The sequence below is a fragment of the Pseudomonas bohemica genome, assembly GCF_002934685.1.
Taxonomy (GTDB): Bacteria; Pseudomonadota; Gammaproteobacteria; order Pseudomonadales; family Pseudomonadaceae; genus Aquipseudomonas; species Aquipseudomonas bohemica.
In genome coordinates this window covers 13,906-37,134 of sequence record NZ_NKHL01000086.1, presented here as the reverse complement: position 1 = coordinate 37,134, position 23,229 = coordinate 13,906, and the positions used below count along the sequence as shown (strand labels likewise).

Below are 23,229 nucleotides of genomic sequence, written 5' to 3'. Positions count from 1 at the left end.
GATTGCATCGCGGGCAGGCGCGCTCCTACAAGAGGGAGATGCCTAGCGCGCCAACGCCAGCGCCACGCCCTGGCCACCACCAATGCACAGGGTCGCCAGGCCTTTCTTCGCGTCGCGCTTGATCATTTCATGCAGCAGGGTCACCAGCACGCGGCAGCCCGATGCGCCGATCGGGTGACCGATGGCGATGGCGCCGCCGTTGACGTTGACCTTGGCCATGTCCCAACTCAATTCCTTGCCCACCGACAGCGACTGCGCGGCGAACGCTTCGTTGGCTTCGATCAGGTCCAGTTCCTCCAGGGACCAACCGGCTTTGTCCAGGCAACGACGCGTCGCGCTCACCGGCCCGATGCCCATGATCGCCGGATCGACGCCCGCATTGCTGTAGGCCGCAATGCGCGCCAGCACCGGAAGGCCCAATTGTTCAGCCTTCTTTGCGCTCATCAGGATTACCGCGGCAGCGCCATCGTTCAGCGACGAAGCGTTACCCGCCGTCACGGTGCCGTCTTTCTTGAACGCAGGCTTGAGCTTGCCCAGGGATTGGGCAGTGGTGCCGGCCCGGGGCTGCTCGTCAGTGGCGAAGGAGATCGGATCGCCTTTGCGCTGAGGAATCAGGATTGGAGTGATTTCATCGACGAAGCGCCCGGCTTCGATGGCTGCAGCGGCTTTCTGTTGGGAAGCGGCGGCAAAAGCGTCCTGCGCCTCACGGCTGATCTCGTATTTTTCTGACAGGTTCTCGGCGGTGATGCCCATGTGGTAATCGTTGAAGGCATCCCACAGGCCGTCGCTGATCATGGTGTCGACCATGGTCGCGTTGCCCATGCGCAGACCCGTACGCGCGCCCGGCAGCACGTAATTGGCCAGGCTCATGCTTTCCTGGCCGCCAGCGATGATCACCTCGGCGTCGCCGCAACGGATCGCCTGTGTGCCCAGATGCAACGCCTTGAGACCGGAGCCGCAGACCTTGTTCAACGTCATTGCAGGCACCGCGAACGGCAGGCCCGCCTTGATCGACGCCTGACGCGCCGGGTTCTGCCCCGCGCCAGCGGTGAGCACCTGGCCCATGATCACTTCGTCCACCTGTGCAGGGTCCAGACCGGTCTGGGCAAGCAATTGGCGGATGACCGCCGCGCCGAGATCGACAGCAGGAACGTTCGCCAGCGAACCCTGGAAACTGCCGACCGCCGTGCGGGTAGCGGCAACGATTACGACGTCTTGCATGGTACGAATCCTCACTTTTGTTGGTTTACGTGTTGGGACCTGGGTAAAAGCTAAAAAGGGTGCGAGCCGGAACGGCGGAATCAAAGTCGCACATGGTGGCATGAATGACCGAGGCGGAGTAGGAGCGCGCTTGCCCGCGATTGCAATCTGTCAGACACGTTTATGTACCTGACTAACCGCAATCGCGGGCAAGCGTGCTGCTACAACGCGTCCATGGAATTCAAACCACTCCCATCCTGCGCCTGGCCCGATGCACCGACGCATTGCGCACGGCCCAGCGCAGAATCGGCGCGGTGCGGTTCACTCCGCTGCGAATTATCTTGCGCTTGAGGTTGGTCATCCGAATATCGAACATCCCGCTGGCCCATTCCGGCAACAGTTCGACCCCCGCCTGCATCATCAGATTGCCCATCGGTCTGGCCAGCCGACTCGGCGCCGGGGCGTTCTGCAAGATGCGATGCACTTCCCGCGTGCGCTCATCACACAGCAGTTGCGGACGCATTCGCTGCAGATAGTCGTTAATTTCATCTGTCGAACAGGGTATGTCGCGAGCACCAAGACGCGCGGCGACGACCGCGGTTTCGGCGTAATAGCGGTCCTGGTCCTCGCGCGACAGATCAGGATTGAGGTAACGCAGATGTGCAGCCATGAAACTACTCACCTCGGCAACATGCACCCAGGTCAGCAGCTCGGGGTCATCGGCCGCATAGGCGCTGCCATCCGGCGCGACCCCTCGGACCTGCGAGTGAATATGCAGCACCTTGTCGATCAGCCAGTTGGCGTCGTGGGTCGAGCCGAATGTCGTGCCCGAAATGAACTGCCCCGTTCGACGCAGTCGGCCGAGCATGTCTTGGCGAAAATTCGAATGATCCCAGACCCCCGCCAGCACACGCGGATGCAGCATTTGCAGCATCAACGCGCAGATCCCGCCGATGAGCATGCTGGGGAAGTCACCATGCACCTGCCAGCACACCGCCTGCGGCCCGAACAGCCCGGGATCGCCCTTGGGATTTTCCATATCCAGCTGCCCGAGGGCCAGACCGGTCATGCTCATGACCTGGGTTTCGATGCGTGTGCGGATGAATTCCATGGGTGTCCAACTGAGTGGGCTGACTGCTCGCTGCACCTGTCGGAGCGCGCTTGCTCACGGTTGCAGATGTGTCAGGTACCTATAGGTGTCTGAACAATGGCAGTCGCGGGCAAGCGCGCTCCTACAAAGGGCCCACATTCGCTACTTGTTCAACCGCTTATCGATCAACCCCTCCACCACGTCCGAATCAGCCAAGGTCGAAATGTCTCCCAGGCTGTCTATTTCGTTGCAGGCGATCTTGCGAAGGATGCGGCGCATGATCTTCCCTGAGCGTGTTTTCGGCAAGGCTGGCGCCCACTGGATCAGCTCCGGTTTGGCGAAACCGCCGATCTCCTTGCTGACCCGCGCCAACAGCGCCTTCTGTAACGCCTCGTCCGGCTCGATCCCGGCCATGGTGGTCACGAACGCGTAAATCCCCATGCCCTTGACGTCGTGGGGATAACCCACCACGGCGGCCTCGGCGACGCTGTCATGCAATACCAGCGCGCTCTCGACCTCGGCCGTACCTATGCGATGCCCGGAAACGTTGATCACATCGTCCACGCGTCCGGTGATCCAGTAATGCCCGTCTTCATCGCGGCGCGCGCCATCGCCGGTGAAGTAGTAACCGGGGTAGGGCTTGAAGTAGGTCTCGACCATGCGCTTCTGGTCGCCATATACCCCACGAATTTGCCCCGGCCAACTGGCCTTGATCGCCAATAACCCACTGGTGGCGCCTTCGACTTCGTTGCCTTTTTCGTCCAGCAGCACAGGCTGTACGCCGAACATCGGCTGAGTTGCGCAGCCCGGTTTCAGCGGGTTGGTGCTGACCAACGGAGTCAGCATGATTGCGCCGGTTTCGGTCTGCCACCAAGTGTCGACGATAGGGCAACGGTCTTTTCCGACCTTATGGAAATACCATTCCCACGCTTCCGGGTTAATGGGCTCGCCGACGGTGCCGAGTACGCGCAGGCTTTCCCGGCTGGTGCCTTGCAGCGGCTTCGGCCCTTCGCGCATCAATGCCCGCAAGGCAGTCGGCGCGGTATAGAAGATGTTGACGTCGTGCTTGTCGATCACCTTCCAGAAGCGCGAACTGTCGGGGTAATTGGGCACCCCTTCGAAAATCAGCGTGGTCGCGCCGTTGGCCAGCGGGCCGTAGACGATATAGCTGTGCCCTGTGACCCAACCGACGTCGGCGGTGCACCAGTAAATTTCGCCATCGCGGTAATCGAACACATATTTGTGGGTCATCGCCGCCTGCAACAGGTAGCCACCTGTGGTGTGCAACACGCCCTTGGGTTTGCCAGTGCTGCCAGAGGTGTAGAGGACGAACAGCGGGTCTTCGGCGTCCATCGGCTCCGGCGGGCAATCGTCGCTGATGCCATGCAGGGCTTCGTGATACCAGATATCGCGGCCCTTGACCCAATCGACATCGCCTTCGGTGCGCTGGACCACCAGCACGGTGCTGACGTTCGGGCAGCTTTGCAGGGCCTGGTCGACGTTCTGTTTCAGCGGGATGTACTTGCCGCCGCGCACCCCTTCGTCAGCGGTAATAACGGTCTGACAATCGGCATCGAGAATACGATCGCGCAGGGCGTCCGGGGAAAATCCGCCGAATACCACCGAGTGCACGGCACCGATGCGCGTGCAGGCGAGCATCGCATACGCCGCTTCCGGCACCATCGGCATGTAGATGCACACACGATCTCCTTTCTTGACTCCGCGCTGTTTCAGCACGTTGGCCAGGCGGGCGACGTTGTGATGAAGCTTCTTGTAAGTGATTTCAGCGGACTCGGAAGGATTGTCGCCCTCCCAGAGAATTGCCACCTGATCGCCGCGGTCCTTCAGGTGACGGTCGATGCAGTTGTAACTGACATTCAGCTTGCCGCCCTTAAACCAGCTGGCGGCGCCGGTCGTGAGGTCAGACTGCTGAACCTGTTCCCACTCGGAAAACCAGTCGAGAAATGCCTTTGCCTGTTCTGCCCAGAAGGTATCGGGTTGTTCAACCGATAGCCGGTACATGCGTTGGTAATCGTCGGCGCTGAGTTGGGCGGCCTTGCGCGTCGCGTCGGCCTGCGGGAAATCGCTGAGATTGAACATGGCGTCTCCTGTTTTTCTTGTGGGAACACTATGACATCAGAGTCGTCTGACTTCGCAGGGTTCAGGCGATGGGGACGTGTCAATCCGGTGTCATCAGGCGGGCGCAGATTCTTGTAGACGCTGGCTTGTTGCCTCACGCGGGGTGCCAAACCCGAATGTATTGGCTGGCGCTCCGAGTTCGCTGCCGTTGCAACCTCCGAGATCTCCGACGATAGGTCGGCGGCAGTCCTCCCCAAATGCGCAAAACCCGCCGCCTCTTGCGAGACGACGGGTTTTGGAGGTTGCAACGGGATTGGATCAGCCGCGGTGACGACCGCGGAAGTAATCGATCAGCCCCTGGGTCGAGGCATCCTCAGCGGCGGTTTCTTCAGTGCCGACCAGGCGACTGTAGACACCTTTGCCCAACTCCTTGCCCAATTCGACGCCCCACTGGTCGAAGGCGTTGGTCCCCCAGACCACGCTCTGCACGAATACCTTGTGCTCGTACATTGCCACCAGAGCCCCGAGGCGACGAGGGCTGATGCGCTCGACGACAATGGTGTTGCTCGGGCGGTTACCCGGGATGACCTTGTGCGGCGCGACTCGCTGCACTTCTGCTTCCGGCATGCCCTTGGCGCGCAATTCGGCCTCGGCTTCCGCACGTGTCTTGCCCTGCATCAGCGCCTGGCTCTGCGACAGGCAGTTGGCGTACAGCCACTGGTGGTGGTCGGACACGGGGTTGAAGCTGACGATCGGCACGATGAAGTCGGCCGGAATCAGCAACGTGCCTTGATGCAGCAATTGGTGATAAGCATGCTGACCGTTGGCACCCACGCCACCCCAGATTACCGGGCCAGTATCGACATTCACCGGCACGCCGTCCTGACGAACGCTCTTGCCGTTGGATTCCATGTCCAGCTGTTGCAGGTGCTTGGTGATATTGCGCAGGTAGTGGTCGTACGGCAGGATCGCGTGGCTTTGCGCGCCCCAGAAGTTGCCGTACCAGACACCCAGCAGACCCAGTAGCACCGGCATGTTCTTATCGAAATCGGCATTCTGGAAATGCTGGTCCATGGTGTAGGCCCCGGACAGCAACTCCTTGAAGTTGGACATGCCGATGGCCAGCGCGATAGGCAGACCGATGGCCGACCACAGCGAGTAACGACCGCCGACCCAATCCCACATCGGGAAAATGTTCTCTTCACGAATACCGAACGCCACGGCTGCGGCGTTGTTGCTCGAGACCGCAATGAAGTGACGGTGCAGCTCGGCCTGAGAGCCCCCCTGCGCCAGATACCAGGCACGGGCGGCCGTGGCGTTCTTCAGGGTTTCGAGGGTGGTGAAGGTTTTCGACGAAACAATGAACAGCGTGGTTTCGGCGCGCAGTTTGCTGGTTAGCTCGTGCAGCTCGGTGCCGTCGATGTTCGCCAGATAGTGGCAGCGAACGCCTTTCTGCGCGTAGGACAGCAGCGCTTCGGACACCAGCTCAGGGCCGAGGAACGAGCCGCCGATGCCGATGTTGACGATATCGGTGATCGGCTTCTCGGTGTAACCGCGCCACAGCCCATCGTGGATACGGCCCACCAGATCGGTCATCTGGTTCAGTACCTTGTGCACTTCGGGCATCACATTGACGCCGTTGACTTGCAGCTTGTCGCCAACCGGACGGCGTAAGGCGGTGTGCAGCGCCGGGCGGCCTTCGGAAGCATTGACCAGTTCGCCGTCGTACTGCGCTTTGATCGCATCCTTCAGACCCACTTCATTGGCCAGATTGACCAACAGCTTGCGCGTCTCGGTGGTAATCAGGTTTTTCGAATAGTCGAGGAACAGACCGGCGCTGCTAAGAGTGAATTCGCTGAAACGCTGTGGGTCTTCGTTGAACGCTTCGCGCATGCTGAAATGCTGCATCGCTTTGCGGTGTGCTTCGAGCGCCTGCCAAGCGGGCAGGGTAGTGACGTCATGAGGAGTGCGGTAGTACGCCATCGCTGCGGGTTTCCTTGTACTTGAACTGCCTTTTGGACACTGAAAAGCCAGGATTGGACTGAATTCGTCGATACGTCAGAGACTAAGCCCAGGCGACGCGGATGTCTGCGCCTTGCTTTCCTTTTGCTCGGTACTTTTTCTCACAAGCTAGTGCCGCCTTTCTCGGGCGACCTGTACCGGTATGGCATTGCGGGTGTGGCTAAAGTTCACCGTCCGGCGCCAGATAGAGAGCGCGCGACGCAAAGTTTCATAAACCGTCGGCATCGGCTAATGAGCATAGCCGCGAATCGCAAAATGCCTTCGATGCTTTGCCGACGTGCTTGCCAGTCATTGCTCCCTGGTCAGGTGCAAATTGTCGATCAAGCGGGTCTTCCCCAGAAACGCCGCGCCGAGCACTACCAAATCCTCATCCCCGGCCACTGCCGGGCGCAGGCTCACGGCATGGCGGATTTCCAGATAGTCCGGGCGAAAGCCTGCACGTTCGAGCTGTTTCCTGCCATCGGCCAGCAGCTGCTCGTGGTTTGAATCACCCTCGCTGAGCGCGTCACCGATTTGCTTGATCACGCGGTACAGCGCAGGCGCGCTCGCACGTTCCGCCTCGGTCAGGTAGCCATTGCGCGAGGACAGCGCCAAGCCGTCGGCAGCTCGCACAGTGGGCTCGCCGATGATCTGGATCGGCATGTTCAGATCTCGCACCAACGTGCTGACCACCGCCAACTGCTGAAAGTCTTTCTGGCCGAAGATTGCGATGTCAGGCTGAACCATGTTGAACAGCTTGCTGACCACGGTGGACACGCCGTCAAAATGGCCCGGACGGCTGCCGCCACACAGTCCTTCGGACACCATCGGCACACGGACGATGGTCTGGTCGGCCATGCCGTTGGGGTACATTTCTTCGACCGAAGGTGTGAAGAGAAGATGACAGCCAGCTTGCAGCAGCTTCTCCTGATCGGCCGCAAGGGTGCGCGGGTAAGTGGCCAGGTCTTCGTTGGGGCCGAACTGCAGCGGGTTGACGAAAATGCTCGCCACCACGAAGTCGGCGCGTTGAGCGGCCTTGGTGACCAGCGCGGTATGGCCGCTGTGCAGGTTGCCCATGGTCGGGACCAGCGCGATGCGTTTGCCTTCGCTACGGGCGCGTGCCACGGCGGCGCGCAACTCGCGCACGGTTTTGACTGTGTTCATGCCGAGAATCCGTGTTCTGGAGCGGGAAAGCTGACATCTTTGACGGCGCTGACGTACGCGGCGATGGCCGACTGAATGTCAGGCTGGCCAGTCATGAAGTTCTTCACGAACTTGGGCACGCGACCGCTGATGGACAGGCCGAGCATGTCGTGCAGCACCAGGACCTGACCGTCGGTGGCGCTGCCGGCGCCGATGCCGATCACCGGAATCTTTACCGCATGGGTGATTTCCTGTGCCAGTTCGCTCGGCACGCATTCCAGCAGGATCATCGCCGCGCCGGCCTGCTCCAGCGTGATGGCGTCAGCGCGCATCTGCCGCGCCTGAGATTCCTGCCGACCTTGCACTTTATAACCGCCCAGCACGTTCACCGCCTGCGGCGTCAGGCCCATATGCGCGCACACAGGAATACCGCGCTCGGCCAATAACCGGATGGATTCACCCAGCCATGCCGCGCCCTCGACCTTGAGCATGTGCGCACCGGCCTGCATCAGCGTCGCGCCGTTGGCGAAGGTCTGCTCGGCAGTGGCGTAGGACATGAACGGCAGGTCGGCGAGGATCAGCGCACCCTGGTTACCGCGCTTGACGCTGGCAACGTGATAAGCCATCTCGGCGGTAGTCACTGGCAGTGTGCTGTCATGGCCCTGAAGCACCATGCCCAGCGAGTCACCGACCAGCAGCACTTCCACACCGGCCTGGCTGGCGGTGTGGGCGAAGGTTGCGTCGTAGCAGGTCAGCATGGTGATTTTTTCACCTTTTTGCTTCAGACCCAGCAGGGACGTAACGGTGATATCTGGCATGAAAAAAGTCCTCATTCAGGCGCTGTGAATACTACGGCGAGCAACGCGTGATTCATTCTGCAAATCCAGGCACATCGTCGTTTCGCGATGTTTGAAAAGACCTGTCTGGCGCCTATGGGCCGGTCGCCCGGCTTCGGGACGCTTATCTTCGTGAGGAGGGGGCGGGAAGTCAATTCCGGGTGTTACCGGTTTGGGAAGGATGTTACCGAGAGGGGCGCGGCAGCGGGAGACAGGTATTGCGAAGGTTGACCCCTCTGCACGAAACGACGCAAATCTGTAGGGGTGCGCTTGCCCGCGATCAAGATCTATCTCGGCCGAAACCAGCGTCAGATCCATTGCAATCGCGGGCAGGCGCGCTCCTACAGTCGATAGCGTGTGTCAGGTCCAGGCGTCAGAGCGGCAGTCGCTCCAATCCCTCAAACGGGCAATCGGCAAGCAGGTCATCCAGGTTGCGCCCGTCAGCCAGCGTAATGCCCGGCGCCAGCTCAGCCAGCGGGTACAGCACGAAGGCGCGGGCGTGCATGTGGTAATGCGGCACCTTCAGACGCGGTTCGTCGATCAGCCGATCGCCGAACAGCAGTATGTCCAGATCCAGCGTGCGCGGCCCCCAGCGTTCCAGGCGCTCGCGACCCTGACCGTTCTCGATGCCCTGCAATGCATCCAGCAGTGCCAGCGGCTCTAACGCCGTATCCAGCGCAGCGACCGCGTTGGTGTAACGGGGCTGGCCCGGCAAGAGAGAGTCGCTGACATAAAACGCGGAAACGCCTGACAGGCTGGTGTCCGGTAACTGCACCAATGCCTTGATCGCTTCACGCAATTGCTCGGCAGGGTCGGCCAGGTTGCTGCCCAGGCCAATGTAGACACGTTCCGTCATTGCGCTTTATTCCGAAGCGTCGGCGCCAGCACGCTTGCGCTTGCCACCGCCGCTGCGACGACGCTTGCGCGGGCCTTGGCCGGTCGTTTCGGACTTGCTGCCCAGATCGCGAATCATGTCGCGACGACCTGCCTCGTTGGCATCCTGATACTCGGTCCACCAGTCGCCAAGACCATCGGTTTGCTCACCAGCGCTCTCACGCAACAGCAGGAAATCGTAGCCGGCACGGAAGCGCGGGTTATCCAGTAGCAGGTCGGCACGCTTGCCCGAGCGACGCGGCAGACGCTCCTGCATGTCCCAGATTTCGCGGATCGGCATGGTGAAACGCTTCGGAATCGCGATGCGCTGGCACTGCTCGGTGATCAGCTCGTGGGCGCCTTCCTGCATGGCCGGAATCGGCGGCATGCCGCGCTCTTGCAGGCGCAGCACGCGGGCAGGCAGCGCAGGCCATAGCAACGCGGCAAACAGGAACGCCGGTGTCACCGGCTTGTTCTGCTGAACGCGCAGATCGGTATTGGCCAGGGCCTCGCTGATCAGCGTGTGGGTGTATGTCGGGTTGTATTCCAGGGCCTTGGCGCTTGCCGGGAACAGCGGCTCGAACAGCTCCAGATCCACGAGCATTTCAAAGGTCGGCTCGGCGTACCCGGACAGGAACAGCTTGAGCACTTCTTCGAACAGGCGGGCGGACGGGATGTCGCGCAGCATCGGCGCCAGTGGACGAATCGGCGTGGCGCTGTGTTTTTCGATACCGAAATCCAGCTTGGCGGCGAAGCGCACGGCGCGCAGCATCCGCACTGGGTCCTCTTTATAACGCTGCTGCGGGTCGCCGATCAGACGGATCAAACGATTGCGGATGTCGTGTACACCGTTGGCGTAGTCGAGCACACGCTCGGTGACCGGATCGTAATACAGGGCGTTGATGGTGAAGTCGCGACGCTGGGCGTCATCTTCCAGAGTGCCGTAGACGTTGTCCCGCAGAATTCGCCCGCTCTCGTTGCGCGAAGACTGGTTGCTGTCTTCCTCTTCATCATCTTGAGGGTGATTGGCGCGGAAGGTCGCCACCTCGATGATCTCGCGACCGAAATGAATGTGAACGAGTTTGAAACGGCGGCCGATAATACGCGCGTTGCGAAACTCTGCGCGGACCTGTTCAGGCGTGGCGCTGGTAGCGACGTCGAAGTCCTTTGGGGTGATGCCCAGCATCATGTCCCGAACGCAGCCACCGACCAGATAGGCCTGATAGCCTGCATTTTGCAGACGCTCGACGATATTTACCGCGTAGCGGCTGAATTGATTGCGCTGCAACGAATGCTGGCTGCTGCTGAGCACTTCAGGCGTTGTACGCGTGTGTTGCTGCGGTTTACGCAGAGGAGAACGGAATGACTGGAACAGCTTCTTCAGCATGGGATGCACTGTTTGAAGGAATATTCGGCCACTTACGAAGAATGACCGCACGATGGGCGGGGATTCTAGCATTTAGTCGAGGGATGGTGTAGGACGCTGCGCGAAGGGCGCCTGGAGGCAGGAATTACAGGCTGAAACGGTTGTTGCCGGAGGGTAGAGCGTAGAGTTTTGCTTCAGAAGCTACTGGGGGAGCCGAAGCTCCCCCAAAGTGCGTGCTCTTATTTTTATTGTCAGTTGGGCTTTTTGTTTTTGTTGAGCGCCCAATTCACGGCTTTCGCCTGTGAAATCTCCCAATCGGGAGTCAAGAGCAAACGGATTGCTTTGGTCGCTGTGCTGCAGTGATCAATCGATCCAACCAGTTCAGGCGCTACCTTAGGGTAGTTTTTTGTTGTTCTCAGCCTGGTTGCGGGACAAGTCCCAAATGCAACGCCTCTCCAAAAGAATCAGTTAGCTGCGCCTCCGCCGTGTTGTTTTTGTTATGCGTGAGTCGATTCGTCTTGTTCTTGTTATGTTGTTTTGCGGGTGACTGATTTTTGTTGTTCTTGTACGGATATAGATAGCAGGACACGTGCCAACTTTTGCGAAAATCGCTGCAGCCCTTTAAATCCAAGGGTGTGGCAAAACGACGCTACTTTTTGCGGGTAAGAAAAAGCCGGGGCTGCGTTACCGTACGCCCCGGCTTTTGTTACGTGTCGCTGATGTGGTAACAGTTTTTTCACAAGTCCTGTAATGCGCGTGCCAGAGCCCCGCAAGGCTTGCTTTGTGAACGGCGTGACTCAGGTTTCGCTCGCCACACCGGTCTTGCGCCGCGGGATGCCCAGGCGCTGACGGCGTTCCCACAGGCATTTGCGGCTGACGCCGAGCTTGCGTGCCAGTTCCGTCTCGGTCATGTGGTCCTGATGCTCGAGAACGAAATGCTGGAAATAGTCTTCCAGAGACAAATCCTCAGTCGGCTCGTGAGCCGTAGAGCTGGAGCCAGCCTGCTGGGGTGCAAGGCCGATGAACTCCTCGACATCAAGATCGCTGAGCTCGATATCGATACCCAGCAGATCCGCCGAGATGTCCGGGCTTTCGCACAGGATGACGGCCCGCTCGACTGCGTTTTCGAGTTCGCGCACGTTACCGGGCCAGGAGTAGTGACGAATCGCTTGCTCGGCGTCGGGACCGAAACGCAGGTCATTGCGTCCGGCCTTCGCGCTCTGGCGGGCCAGAAACGCGTTGGCGATTTCGTTGACGTCCGCGCCACGTTCACGCAGGGCTGGCAGCTTGAGAGCAATCACGTGCAGACGGTAATAAAGGTCTTCACGGAATTGACCGACCTTGGCCAGGCTCTTGAGGTCCCGGTGGGTAGCGGCGATCAGACGTACATCGACCTTTTGCGACTGTACCGAACCAACCCGGCGAATCTCGCCTTCCTGCAGAACACGCAACAGGCGCGCCTGGGCCTCGAGCGGCAGTTCGCCGATCTCATCGAGAAACAGCGTGCCACCATCGGCCGCTTCCACCAGGCCAGCACGACCGGCGCTGGCGCCCGTGAATGCGCCTTTCTCATGACCGAACAGCTCGGATTCGATCAGCGTTTCAGGGATCGCCGCGCAGTTGACCGAAATCATCGGTGCCTTGGCGCGACGTGAAAGGTTATGCAGGGCTCGGGCGACCAATTCTTTACCCGTGCCGGACTCGCCCTGAATCAGCACGTTGGAATCGGTCGGCGCGACCTTGCGAATCTTGCTGTAGAGATCCTGCATGGGCGGGCAAGCCCCGATGATCCCGATCTCGCCGTTGCTGTTGTCGGGGATCGCCTTGTCAGAGACCGGAGCCTTGCCGGCAGTAGCCGCGCGTTCGGCCTGGATGCTCTGCACCGTCTGCCGGTCACGCAGGATGCGCGCCACCGCCTGCAGCATCTCGTCGTGGTCAAAAGGCTTGGCGATGTAATCCACCGCACCCAACTTCATTGAATCCACGGCCGAGCGCAGACTGGCGTAACTGGTCATGATCAGCACGGGTTTGCCCTGGCCGAGCTTGATCAGCTCGGTGCCTGGCGCGCCGGGCAGGCGCAAGTCGCTGACGATCAGGTCGAACGAGGGGATGCTGAAACGTTCCTGAGCTTCCTGCACGGATCCGGCTTCACTGACTTGGTACTGATTGCGTTCCAGCAAACGACGCAAGGCAGAGCGGATAATGGTTTCGTCTTCGACGATCAAAATGTGCGGCATTGATTCGGTACCCTCGACGGTCTCAGTTCACGGCGGACGTCGCTTCGACATGTCGCGGTAAGGTCACCCGAATACGGGTTCCGCGCTGTTGCTCGGCATCAGCCGGGCTGTCGATGGTGATTTGTCCATAATGCTCTTCAACGATGGAATAGACCAGTGCGAGCCCCAGTCCTGTCCCTTCCCCCGGATCCTTGGTGGTGAAGAACGGTTCGAACAAGCGGTCCATGATTGCTTTGGGAATTCCAGTGCCTTCGTCTTCGACGATCAAATCGACCGTATGTTCGGACGCCTCACTCTTGACCCGTACCGCACTGCCCGCAGGCGAGGCATCCCGGGCGTTGGAGAGCAGATTGATCAGCACCTGAGCCAACCGTTGTGGATCGCCATCGACCCAGTGGTTCGGGTTGCACAGGTTATAGAATTGCACTTCGAAATTGCGCCGATTGAGGGCGAGCAGGCCAATGGCATCCTGAGCGACCTCGGCCAGACAGACGGCTTCGTCGGCGTGCTGATGGCCGCCAGCGTGGGCGAAGCTCATCAGCGACTGCACGATGCGCGAAACGCGTTTGGTCTGCTCGATGATCTGGCTGCTGATTTCGGTCAGTTCGCCGTCTTCCTCACGCTCCTCGCGAAGGTTCTGCGCGAGACAGGCGATACCCGTGATCGGATTGCCGATCTCGTGCGCCACACCCGCCGCCAGCCGACCAATGCTCGCCAGGCGCTCGGAGTGGACCAATTTATCTTCAAGCATCTGGGTGTCGGTCAGGTCCTCAACCAGAATCACCAGGCCGCTGTTACCCGGCGCGAGAGGCTCGTCGATCGCCGCCTTGTGCAGATTCAGCCAGCGGGTCTGCCCGTCCAGGCCCAGGCGTTGTTTGTGCAAGTGTTCGTCCGGGACATTGATGAACCCGAGCAGCAACTGGCGCCACGGGTCGGCGATGGTTTCCAGACGCGAGCCCACTACGCGCTGGGCGCCGATGCCGGTCAACTCTTCCATGGCCTTGTTCCACATCAGGATCTCCTGATCCTTGGCCAGCGAGCACACGCCCATCGGCAATTCCTGCAGGGTCTGGCGGTGGTAGCGGCGCAAGGCATCCAGCTCGGCGGCAAGGCCGGTGAGACGCGAGTGGTAATCCTCGAGGCGGCTTTCGATGAAGTGAATGTCTTCGGTGACATAGTTCTCACTGCCGGATTTATACGGCAGGAAGGTTTCGACCATGTCCTGGGCAACGCTTGGCCCCATCAGTCCGGAGAGGTTGGCCTCGATCCGGTCCCGAAGGCGGCGCAGCGCATAAGGCCGACGCTCGTCAAAAGGCAGATAAAGATCGCGCAATGCCTGCTCGACTTCTTTCTGCGCGGCTTTGGCCCCCAGCGGTTTGGCCAGTTGCGTGGCGAACTCTTGAGGGGAGACGGCGTGCAGCTCCCGACGTTGCGGACGGCGCACGTTGTCCACGGCACAGGCTTCGGCGGCGCTGGCTTCTTCAGGGCTGGGGTTGCTGAACAGCGAAATCAGGGTAAAGACCAGCACGTTGACCGCCAGGGATGCGATCGCCGCCAGGTGCCAGCTGGTGTCGTCCAGCACGTAAATCATATTGAGCAGCGGAATGTAGAAACCTTGAAAATTGCCAATCAGCGGGAACAGCATGCTGACCATCCAGACCACGATCCCGGCGATCAAGCCTGTCATGAACCCGCGGCGGTTGGCGGCTGGCCAGTACAGCACCGAAAGCACCCCTGGCAGGAATTGCAAGGTCGCGACGAAAGCGACGATCCCCAGGTTGGCAAGGCTCTGCTTGGCGCCCAGCAGCAGATAGAAACCATAACCCGCCATGATGATGGCGACGATCAGGCCGCGCCGTGTCCACTTCAGCCAGCGATAGATATTGCCTTGCGCGGGCGGCTGGTAAAGCGGCAGGACCAGATGGTTGAGCGCCATCCCCGAGAGAGCCAGTGTGGTGACGATGATCAGCCCGCTGGCGGCCGACAGACCGCCGACGTAAGCCAGCAGGGCCAGCGACTTGTTGTGCGCGGCGATCCCGATGCCGAGGGTGAAGTATTCGGGGCTGGTAGTCGCCCCCAGCTTCAACCCGGCCCACAGTACCAACGGCACCGCCAGGCTCATCAGCAGCAGAAACAGCGGCAACCCCCAGCTGGCACTGACCAGCGAGCGCGGATTGAGGTTTTCTGTGAAGGTCATGTGATACATGTGAGGCATCACGATCGCCGAGGCGAAAAACACCAGCAGCAGTGTGCGCCACGGGCCTTCCTGCAGCGGGGTGTGCAAGGCCGCCAGAGCGCTTTGATTCTGCAGCAGCCATTGTTCGAGGCTTTGCGGGCCATCGAAGACGCCGTACAGCGCATAAATCCCGATGCCACCGATGGCAATCAGCTTGATCAATGACTCGAAAGCGATGGCGAACACCAGCCCTTCGTGTTTTTCCCGGGTGGCGATGTGGCGCGAGCCAAAGAAAATGGTGAACAGAATGATCAGGATGCAGAAGGCCAGAGCGACATAGTTGCGCACCGGTTCGCGGGTGAGAATGCCGATGGAATCCGCCACGGCCTGTATTTGCAGGGCCAGCAGCGGCAGAACGCCAATCAGCATGAAGATCGTCGTCAGTGCCCCGGCCCATGTGCTGCGAAAGCGGAAGGCGAACAAGTCCGCCAGCGACGAAAGCTGATAAGTGCGAGTGATCTTCAGGATCGGATAAAGCAGCACCGGCGCCAGCAGAAACGCACCAGACACCCCCAGATAACTGGACAGAAAACCGTAACCATACTCGTACGCCAGGCCCACGGTGCCGTAGAACGCCCAGGCGCTGGCATACACACCCAGCGACAGGGTGTAGGTCAGCGGGTGGCGGATGATCCAGCGCGGGATCAGGCCGCGCTCGCTGATCCAGGCGACACTGAACAGCACCAGCAGGTAGGCGGCGCTGACCAGAATCATCTGGGTCAGGCTAAAGCTCATCGGCATCTCGTTGGCTCTGCAGAATGAATGTCACCACGATCAGGATCAGCCACAGCATGTAAGGCCGGTACCAGGCGCCTGTCGCGTCGATCCACCAGTCCATGATGGCCGGGGAGAAGAGGTAGATACCAACCACCAGTAGCAGGACCAATCGATAAATGTACATTTGGCCTCCTGGATTGAGTGCGACAGGACGTGAGCCCGAAGGAGCGGCATGGTAACGGATGGTGATCAGGCTGCAAGCGACGTTTCTGCCACCTTTGTGCTGCGATTTGCGGCGACCGCTCTGGCTCAGTCTATTCGAGCTTCTTCGATACTGGCGACCCGTGGAATCAAATCAGCGTTCCAGTGCGCAATTCCCCAGTCCAACACTTCGCGCGGGGTAGCGAACGACAGCTCGTTTGGCACCGGTTGCCCCAGGGCGCGCAACGCTCGAAGCAGCAGCGGCGTGGCCTGATCGGTGGGCAGCGGCGGGGAACGATAGGATTTGCCCAGTTTGTGCCCGTCGGGTTGCGTGATCAGCGGGACATGCAGGTAACGCGGTTGCGGCAGGCCAAGCAACTCTTGCAGATAGAGTTGGCGCGGCGTGGAATCCAGCAGGTCGGCGCCGCGCACGATGTCGGTCACACCCTGCCAGCCATCATCTAGCGCTACTGCCAGTTGATAGGCGTACAAGCCGTCGCGGCGTCGAATCACGAAGTCGCCGACGTCGCGGCCCAGATGTTGACGAAATTCACCCTGAACCCGATCTTCGAAGCGGTATTCGAGTTCCGGCACTCGAATGCGGATGGCGGCGTTCTCGGGCAAGTGCCCGGCGTTGCGACAGAAACCTGGATAGATGCCCTGGAAATCTTCCAGCTGCTTGCGCGAACAGGTGCAGGCATAGGCCAGCCCGTAGTTGAACCAGCGATTGATGATGTCTTGATAGGCGTCGTGCCGGCCGCTTTGTTTGATCAACTCACCATCCCACTCGAAACCATACGTTTCCAGGGTTTTGAGGATGGCTGCTTGAGCGCCAGGTTCTTCGCGCGGCGGGTCCAGGTCTTCCATGCGCATCAGCCATTTTCCGCCGACCGCGCGCGCATCCAGATAAGACGCCAGCGCCGCGACCAGCGAACCGAAGTGCAGGTAGCCACTGGGGGTTGGCGCAAAGCGCCCTATATAAGAAGGGGATTTCATGGGCGCTGATGGTACTGGAAATCGAATGTACGAAAAACCGGAAGACGCCTCAATCCCTGTAGGAGCGTGCTTGCCCGCGATGTGATGTTGCCAGGCGACGGACAGGTAGCCGCTTATAAAGGCCCAATCGCAAGCAAGTTCACTCCTGCAGGTTAATCAGCGCCCAAAAACGACAAAAGACGCCGAAGCGTCTTTGGTCGTAGTCGAAGCACAGATCATTTACCGACCTGTTTTTCCTTGATCTCAGCCAGGGTCTTGCAGTCGACGCACATGTCGGCGGTCGGACGGGCTTCCAGACGGCGCAAGCCGATCTCGACGCCGCAGGATTCGCACCAGCCATACTCTTCGTCTTCGATCAGTTGCAGCGTCTTGTCGATCTTTTTGATCAATTTGCGCTCACGGTCACGAGCACGCAGCTCCAGAGCGAACTCTTCTTCCTGACTTGCACGGTCGGCAGGGTCAGGAAAGTTGGCCGCTTCGTCCTTCATGTGATCAACCGTGCGGTCGACCTCACGCATCAGGTCCTGCTTCCACTTGTGCAGGATCTTGGTGAAGTGTTCGCGCATGGGCTTGCCCATGTATTCCTCACCCTTCTTGTCAGCATAGGGTTCGAAACCACTGATCGTTTGGGTGTTGTTTTGCTTTTCTTCGGTGGGCATGAACGGACCGCCTCTCACTCTTCTAAGCCATTGCGCAGGGTAAAGACCATTGCCGACACCTGCCGGCCCTGCGGCTGCAAGCGGGCGAACTTACCAGATCGAATCGGAGCGCGCTACTCCCGGTTGTCGAGCATGCCCCGGCAACGCGCCCGTGAACTATGACCGCAGCCAAAGCGCGCGGTTTTATATTATTTAGCGGCGCCAGCAGTCTAGTCCCTTCTGCGACGTTGTCTGCTTTTATGGATCGCCGGCAACTCTGCCCGAAGAGACGATAAAGTCTGTAGCGACGCAAGCGGTTGGGTAGAATCGGTCAGCTGTTTCCGATACCTGCAACCAAAGGAAGACCCATGCCTCAGCCCTTCAGTGCGCGCAGCCGCGCCATCGAACCCTTTCATGTCATGGCGCTGCTGGCCCGGGCCAATGAACTGCAGGCGGCGGGGCATGACGTCATCCATCTGGAAATCGGCGAGCCTGACTTCACTACGGCCGAACCGATCATCAAAGCCGGGCAAGCCGCATTGGCGGCCGGGAAAACCCGCTACACCGCAGCCCGCGGCTTGCCCGAGCTGCGCCAGGCTATCTCTGGCTTCTATCAACGGCGTTATGGCCTGGGCATCGATCCGGGGCGCATTCTGATCACCCCAGGCGGCTCCGGTGCATTGCTGCTGGCGACCAGCCTGTTAGTCGACCCCGGCAAACACTGGCTGCTGGCCGATCCGGGCTACCCGTGTAACCGGCATTTTCTGCGTCTGGTCGAAGGCGCGGCTCAATTGGTGCCGGTGGGGCCGGACGTGCGTTATCAACTGACGCCGGATCTGATCGCGCGGCACTGGAATCAGGACAGCGTCGGCGCTCTGGTCGCCTCGCCGGCCAATCCGACTGGCACATTGCTGCATCGCGACGAGCTGGCAGCGCTGTCTGAATCGCTCAAGGCTCGCGACGGTCATCTGGTGGTGGACGAGATCTATCACGGTCTGACCTATGGCACCGACGCTGCCAGCGTGCTGGAAGTCGATAACGACGCGTTCGTGCTAAATAGCTTTTCAAAGTATTTCGGGATGACCGGCTGGCGTCTCGGCTGGCTCGTGGCGCCGCAAGCGGCCATCGGGGATCTGGAAAAGCTGGCGCAAAACCTGTACATCAGCGCGCCGAGCATGGCGCAAACCGCGGCGCTTGCCTGTTTCGAGCCGCAAACCCTCGAGATACTCGAGCAGCGTCGCGCCGAGTTCGGCAAGCGCCGCGACTTCCTGCTGCCAGCCCTGCGCGAACTGGGGTTCAACATTGCCGTAGAGCCTGAAGGCGCCTTCTATCTTTATGCCGACATCAGCGCCTTTGGCGGCGACGCGTTCGCTTTTTGCAGACACTTTCTGGAGACCGAGCATGTTGCGTTTACGCCGGGGCTGGATTTCGGGCGTTATCAAGCCGGTCACCACGTGCGTTTCGCCTACACCCAGAGCTTGCCGCGTCTGCAGGAGGCGGTCGAACGCATCGGGCGCGGTCTGCGGAGCTGGCAAGGCTGATGCGCTTCTGTCCCGAACTCGAAGAAGGTCGCCTGTTGCAGCGTTACAAGCGTTTTTTGGCGGACATCGAAACCCCCAGCGGCGAACGCCTGACCATCCATTGCCCCAACACCGGATCGATGTTCAATTGCATGATGCCTGGCGGACGGGTCTGGTTCAGTCGCTCCAACGACCCGAAACGCAAGCTGCCCGGCACCTGGGAAATCAGCGAAACCCCACAAGGGCGCTTCGCCTGCGTCAACACTGGGCGAGCGAACAGGCTGGTCGAGGAGGCGCTGCTGGGTGGGGTGATCACCGAGCTGAACGGTTTTACCGCCCTCAAGCGGGAGGTGGCGTACGGCCAGGAGAACAGTCGCGTCGATTTTCGCCTGGACTACCCCGACGGCGCGCTGTTTCTCGAAGTGAAGAGCGTGACGCTGGGCTTTGATGACAGCAATGTGGCGGCTTTTCCCGATGCGGTCACGCAGCGCGGCGCCAAGCATTTGCGGGAGCTGGCGGGGTTGGCGCGCGAGGGTGTGCGTGCAGTGTTGCTGTATTGCGTCAATCTGACCGGAATCGAGGCAGTGCGGCCTGCCGAGGAAATCGACGCCGCTTATGCGGCTGCGTTGAGAGAGGCGGTGGCCGCTGGCGTCGAAGTGCTCGCCTATGGCGTGCAACTTACGCCTGAAGAGGTGCGGGTTGACCGTCGGCTCGAAGTTCACCTGGTCCAGTCACCTGATCAGACATGCCTGCTCAGTCCCGTTCTGGCAGATTGACCCAGATCCCCTGAGCGTCTTCGCCGCAGTCGATGGGGTTCAGGGATTTACCCTCACACGGGCCGGCGATGCATTCGCCGCTCTCGATCAAAAACAACGCGCCGTGGGTCGCGCACTGGATCAGGCTGGCGCTGGCATCGAGAAACTGATCGAGTTGCCATTGCAGAGGCACCGCGCGGTGTGGGCAGCGGTTTTGGTAGACATAGACCTGCCCGACGCGTCGCACGGCCAGCAGTTGAACGCCATCGACCTCGAAGCCGCGGCTTTTTCCTTCATCAAGATCATTTTTGTCACACAAGTAATTCAGCGGTGTCACCTTCTCGCTTGACGTGTAAATGCAAGTCATTATCAAATTGCCAGGCTGTCACGAGCGACCTAGTCTGACAGCTCTGCAAGTGACACGTCGATCCAGCTGATTGCTGCCCCGTGATCCGCTGTCGCGCTCCCTCTATATAAAGGACTCGTTGTTCATGCGCTTCGTTGCCAAGCTGACTGTCATCCTGACCGGGCTTTTATTCACTCATCTGGCGTCGGCGGATACACAACCGCCTGCCCGATGGGTCAGTGCCGGTGGAGCATTGACGGAGTGGGTGGTGGCGTTGGGCGGGGAGTCGAAGCTGGTCGGTATCGACACCACCAGCCAGCATCCGGAGTCGATAAAATCCCTGCCGAGCATCGGCTATCAGCGCCAATTGTCGTCCGAAGGCATCCTGAGCCTGCGTCCGACTATTCTGGTCGGCACCGAAGAAATGGGGCCGCCACCGGTCCTTGAGCAATTGCGCGCAGCGGGGGTAAAGGTCGAAGTGTTCTGCGCCGCAGCTGAAATGACCGCACTCCAGGGTAATCTGCAAAAGCTCGGCGTCCTGTTGGGCAACGAAACCCAGGCCCGTGAATTGACCGAGCAGTACGAAAGAAGGCTGGACGGCCAGCACAATTGGGTGGCGCAAGCGCAACAGCGTCGTTCTGCGCCGGGTGTGTTGCTGCTGGTCAGTCACGCCGGGGCGGCGCCGATGGTAGCCGGCGTTGGCACGGTGGGCGACTGGCTGATCAAGCAGGCTGGCGGCCGCAATCTGGCGACCCACACCGGTTACAAGGTGTTCTCGGCCGAGGCCATGGCCGGGCTGAGTCCTGAGGTATTGGTGTTCACTGATCGCGCGCAGAACGGTGCGTCGTCCCGCGATGCCCTGTTCAGGGAAAATCCGCTACTGGCAGCGACGCGAGCCGCCCGTGACAATCGTTTGGTCGAAGTCGATCCAACGTTGCTGGTCGGTGGCCTGGGTCCACGGCTTCCGGATGCGATTAAAACCCTGGCCAAAGCCTTTTATCCGGCCGACACCGCGCTCAACGCCAAGGTCACGCCCGCCCAATGAGGGTCATTCTGCTGCCTCGAACGTTGTTCATTGTGCTCAGTGTCGCGTGCCTGCTCGCGGTCTGGCTTTCGCTGGCGTTGGGCCCGGTCAGCCTGCCGCTGATGGATACCCTGCGTGCCTGCTTGCGTCTGATGGGCCTGCCCGTGGCAGGTGACCACTTGCAGCAAGCCGAGTTGATTCTCGGGCAGATTCGAGTGCCTCGGACCTTGCTCGGCCTGGCAGTGGGCGCGGTACTGGCTTTATCGGGCGTGGCCATGCAGGGCCTGTTTCGTAATCCGCTGGCAGATCCCGGTCTGGTGGGGGTTTCCAGCGGCGCGGCGTTGGGAGCGGCCGTCGCCATTGTCGCCGGCGCATCTCTGGGCGGTATTCCTGAAGCACTTGCCCCCTATCTATTGTCGATATTCGCCTTCGCTGGCGGGTTGCTCGTGACCGGAATCGTCTACCGATTGGGTCGTCGGGATGGCCAGACCAGCGTCGGCATCATGCTCTTGGCCGGTGTCGCGATGACCGCGCTGGCCGGTTCGATCATCGGTTTGTTCACCTATCTGGCCGATGACGCCGCACTGCGCACCCTGACGTTCTGGAACCTGGGCACCCTCAACGGCGCAAGCTACGCCCGGCTGTGGCCGCTGTTGCTGGTCTGCGTGTTGGTGATTTTATGGCTGCCGCGCCGCGCCAAGGCCCTGAACGCGCTGTTGCTTGGGGAATCTGAAGCCCGCCATCTGGGGATCGAGGTGGAGCGGCTCAAGCGCGAGCTGATTCTGTGCATCGCGCTGGGCGTAGGCGCGGCGGTGGCGGCCGCCGGGTTGATCGGCTTCGTCGGGCTGATTGTGCCGCATCTGGTGCGCTTGATTGCCGGTCCCGATCATCGCGTGGTTCTGCCCGCATCGGCACTCGCGGGCGCCAGTCTGCTGTTGTTCGCTGACGTATTCGCCCGCCTGGTACTGGCCCCGGCCGAGTTGCCGATCGGAATTGTTACAGTGTTTATCGGTGCGCCATTTTTTCTGTTTCTGCTGGTTCGAGGGCGTACCTGATGATAAGAGCCGAAAACCTCAGCGTTCATCGCGACAGCCAGTGTGCGCTGTCCGACATCGACCTCACGCTGGAGCCTGGCCGGTTGTTGGGTGTGCTGGGGCCGAACGGTGCCGGCAAGAGCACCCTGCTGGGCGCGCTGTGCGGAGAGCTGAAACCGACGCAGGGTCAACTCTGGCTGGATGATCGACCGTTGACGCAGTGGACCGGTCCGCAGCGGGCGCGGCGGCTCGCTGTATTGCCGCAGAGCTCGACACTGAGCTTCGCTTTCAAGGTTCAGGAAGTCGTGGCGATGGGCCGTTTACCCCATGACGGCGGCCAGCAGCGTGATGCTGAAATTATCCAGGCGGCACTCGAGGCTGCCGATGCGTTGCATTTGCACGACCGCAGTTATCTTGCGCTGTCCGGCGGCGAGCGCCAGCGCGTGCACTTGGCCCGGGTGTTGGCGCAGTTATGGCCGGGCGAAGGCGGGCAGACGCTACTGCTGGATGAGCCGACATCGATGCTCGATCCGCTGCACCAGCACACCACCTTGCAGGCTGTACGCGGTTTTGCTGATCGTGGCGGAGCCGTGATGGTGATTCTGCATGACCTCAATCTGGCGGCGCGCTATTGCGACCGCTTGTTGCTGCTGGAGTCGGGCCGACCGTTCGCGTCAGGTACGCCGGAGGAAGTGCTGGTGCCAGACGCGCTCAAGGCCGTTTTTGGCCTTGAGGTGCTGGTACAGCGACATCCAGAGCGGGGCCATCCGCTGATCATTGCCCGTTAGCCGACGCGTGATGGGCGTTGTTGAAGGCAAAATCCTTAAGATGTTTCTGATACTCGCGTAGGTCCGCTCTTTAGAGCTCGCATGGCCGTTCACGCGCCCTCCAGCTGGATTATCTTCGCACCGGTAATTTCGCAGGGTGCGGAGGAGAG

At 60.5% G+C, this 23,229-nt stretch carries 19 protein-coding genes; 5 read left to right on the top strand and 14 right to left on the bottom strand.

Annotated features, from left to right (window positions below):
- Positions 1 to 42 precede the first annotated feature (42 nt).
- The 13 genes from CE491_RS05255 to dksA all read right to left on the bottom strand — a co-directional run bounded on the left by CE491_RS05255 (position 43) and on the right by dksA (position 17,634).
- Positions 43 to 1,221, bottom strand: coding sequence for an acetyl-CoA C-acetyltransferase (locus CE491_RS05255; RefSeq protein ID WP_110947306.1), 1,179 nt, complete (start codon positions 1,219 to 1,221; stop codon positions 43 to 45).
- Positions 1,222 to 1,441: 220 nt separating this feature from the next.
- Positions 1,442 to 2,311, bottom strand: coding sequence for an oxygenase MpaB family protein (locus tag CE491_RS05250; protein WP_110947305.1), 870 nt, complete (start codon positions 2,309 to 2,311; stop codon positions 1,442 to 1,444).
- Positions 2,312 to 2,452: 141 nt separating this feature from the next.
- A complete protein-coding gene (gene acs, locus CE491_RS05245; protein WP_110947304.1) occupies positions 2,453 to 4,390 on the bottom strand; it encodes an acetate--CoA ligase in 1,938 nt (645 codons plus the stop codon).
- A gap of 297 nt (positions 4,391 to 4,687) precedes the next feature.
- Complete coding sequence (gene pgi / locus CE491_RS05240) at positions 4,688 to 6,352, bottom strand: glucose-6-phosphate isomerase (RefSeq protein ID WP_110947303.1); 1,665 nt, start codon at positions 6,350 to 6,352, stop codon at positions 4,688 to 4,690.
- 327 nt (positions 6,353 to 6,679) lie between these two features.
- Positions 6,680 to 7,534: a pantoate--beta-alanine ligase gene (panC, locus tag CE491_RS05235; RefSeq protein ID WP_110947302.1), complete on the bottom strand. Its 855-nt coding sequence runs from the start codon at positions 7,532 to 7,534 to the stop codon at positions 6,680 to 6,682.
- Positions 7,531 to 8,331 (bottom strand): 3-methyl-2-oxobutanoate hydroxymethyltransferase, encoded by an 801-nt coding sequence (panB, locus tag CE491_RS05230; RefSeq protein ID WP_110947301.1) that lies wholly within the window; start codon positions 8,329 to 8,331, stop codon positions 7,531 to 7,533. Before panB ends, panC begins: the two co-directional genes overlap by 4 nt.
- Positions 8,332 to 8,722: 391 nt before the next feature.
- On the bottom strand, positions 8,723 to 9,205 hold the full coding sequence (gene folK, locus CE491_RS05225; protein ID WP_110947300.1) for a 2-amino-4-hydroxy-6-hydroxymethyldihydropteridine diphosphokinase: 483 nt from the start codon (positions 9,203 to 9,205) through the stop codon (positions 8,723 to 8,725).
- A 6-nt stretch (positions 9,206 to 9,211) separates the two neighbouring features.
- A complete protein-coding gene (locus CE491_RS05220; protein ID WP_110947299.1) occupies positions 9,212 to 10,609 on the bottom strand; it encodes a polynucleotide adenylyltransferase PcnB in 1,398 nt (465 codons plus the stop codon).
- 776 nt (positions 10,610 to 11,385) lie between these two features.
- Entirely contained in the window at positions 11,386 to 12,825 is a 1,440-nt protein-coding gene (locus CE491_RS05215) for a sigma-54-dependent transcriptional regulator (protein WP_110947298.1), read from the bottom strand.
- Between the two features lie 22 nt (positions 12,826 to 12,847).
- Positions 12,848 to 15,802 (bottom strand): sensor histidine kinase, encoded by a 2,955-nt coding sequence (locus CE491_RS05210; protein WP_110947297.1) that lies wholly within the window; start codon positions 15,800 to 15,802, stop codon positions 12,848 to 12,850.
- A complete protein-coding gene (locus CE491_RS05205) occupies positions 15,786 to 15,962 on the bottom strand; it encodes a hypothetical protein (protein ID WP_002552060.1) in 177 nt (58 codons plus the stop codon). Before CE491_RS05205 ends, CE491_RS05210 begins: the two co-directional genes overlap by 17 nt.
- A 125-nt stretch (positions 15,963 to 16,087) precedes the next feature.
- The gene (gene gluQRS, locus CE491_RS05200) at positions 16,088 to 16,975 is read right to left on the bottom strand and encodes a tRNA glutamyl-Q(34) synthetase GluQRS (RefSeq protein WP_110947296.1); all 888 of its coding nucleotides are present in this window, start codon (positions 16,973 to 16,975) and stop codon (positions 16,088 to 16,090) included.
- Between the two features lie 215 nt (positions 16,976 to 17,190).
- Positions 17,191 to 17,634 (bottom strand): RNA polymerase-binding protein DksA, encoded by a 444-nt coding sequence (dksA, locus tag CE491_RS05195; protein WP_110947295.1) that lies wholly within the window; start codon positions 17,632 to 17,634, stop codon positions 17,191 to 17,193.
- A gap of 347 nt (positions 17,635 to 17,981) precedes the next feature.
- On the opposite strand from dksA, the gene CE491_RS05190 reads away from it, so the two are divergent.
- Positions 17,982 to 19,154 (top strand): pyridoxal phosphate-dependent aminotransferase, encoded by a 1,173-nt coding sequence (locus tag CE491_RS05190; RefSeq protein WP_110947294.1) that lies wholly within the window; start codon positions 17,982 to 17,984, stop codon positions 19,152 to 19,154.
- A complete protein-coding gene (gene sfsA, locus CE491_RS05185; protein WP_110947293.1) occupies positions 19,154 to 19,909 on the top strand; it encodes a DNA/RNA nuclease SfsA in 756 nt (251 codons plus the stop codon). Before CE491_RS05190 ends, sfsA begins: the two co-directional genes overlap by 1 nt.
- On the opposite strand, the gene CE491_RS05180 is transcribed toward sfsA, so the two are convergent.
- A complete protein-coding gene (locus tag CE491_RS05180) occupies positions 19,887 to 20,255 on the bottom strand; it encodes a Rieske (2Fe-2S) protein (protein ID WP_110947292.1) in 369 nt (122 codons plus the stop codon). The two genes, sfsA and CE491_RS05180, sit on opposite strands and share 23 nt — an antisense overlap.
- 124 nt (positions 20,256 to 20,379) lie before the next feature.
- Between CE491_RS05180 and CE491_RS05175 the strand changes: the two genes are divergently transcribed.
- Genes CE491_RS05175 through CE491_RS05165 form a run of 3 tightly spaced genes read left to right on the top strand, consistent with a single transcriptional unit; the run spans position 20,380 to position 23,080 of the window.
- A complete protein-coding gene (locus CE491_RS05175; RefSeq protein WP_110947291.1) occupies positions 20,380 to 21,279 on the top strand; it encodes a heme/hemin ABC transporter substrate-binding protein in 900 nt (299 codons plus the stop codon).
- Positions 21,280 to 21,329: 50 nt separating this feature from the next.
- Entirely contained in the window at positions 21,330 to 22,313 is a 984-nt protein-coding gene (locus CE491_RS05170; RefSeq protein ID WP_199884997.1) for a FecCD family ABC transporter permease, read from the top strand.
- Positions 22,313 to 23,080 carry a heme ABC transporter ATP-binding protein gene (locus CE491_RS05165; protein ID WP_110947289.1) on the top strand — a complete coding sequence of 256 codons (768 nt, stop codon included), beginning with the start codon at positions 22,313 to 22,315 and terminating at the stop codon, positions 23,078 to 23,080. Before CE491_RS05170 ends, CE491_RS05165 begins: the two co-directional genes overlap by 1 nt.
- The last annotated feature ends 149 nt before the right edge of the window (positions 23,081 to 23,229 follow it).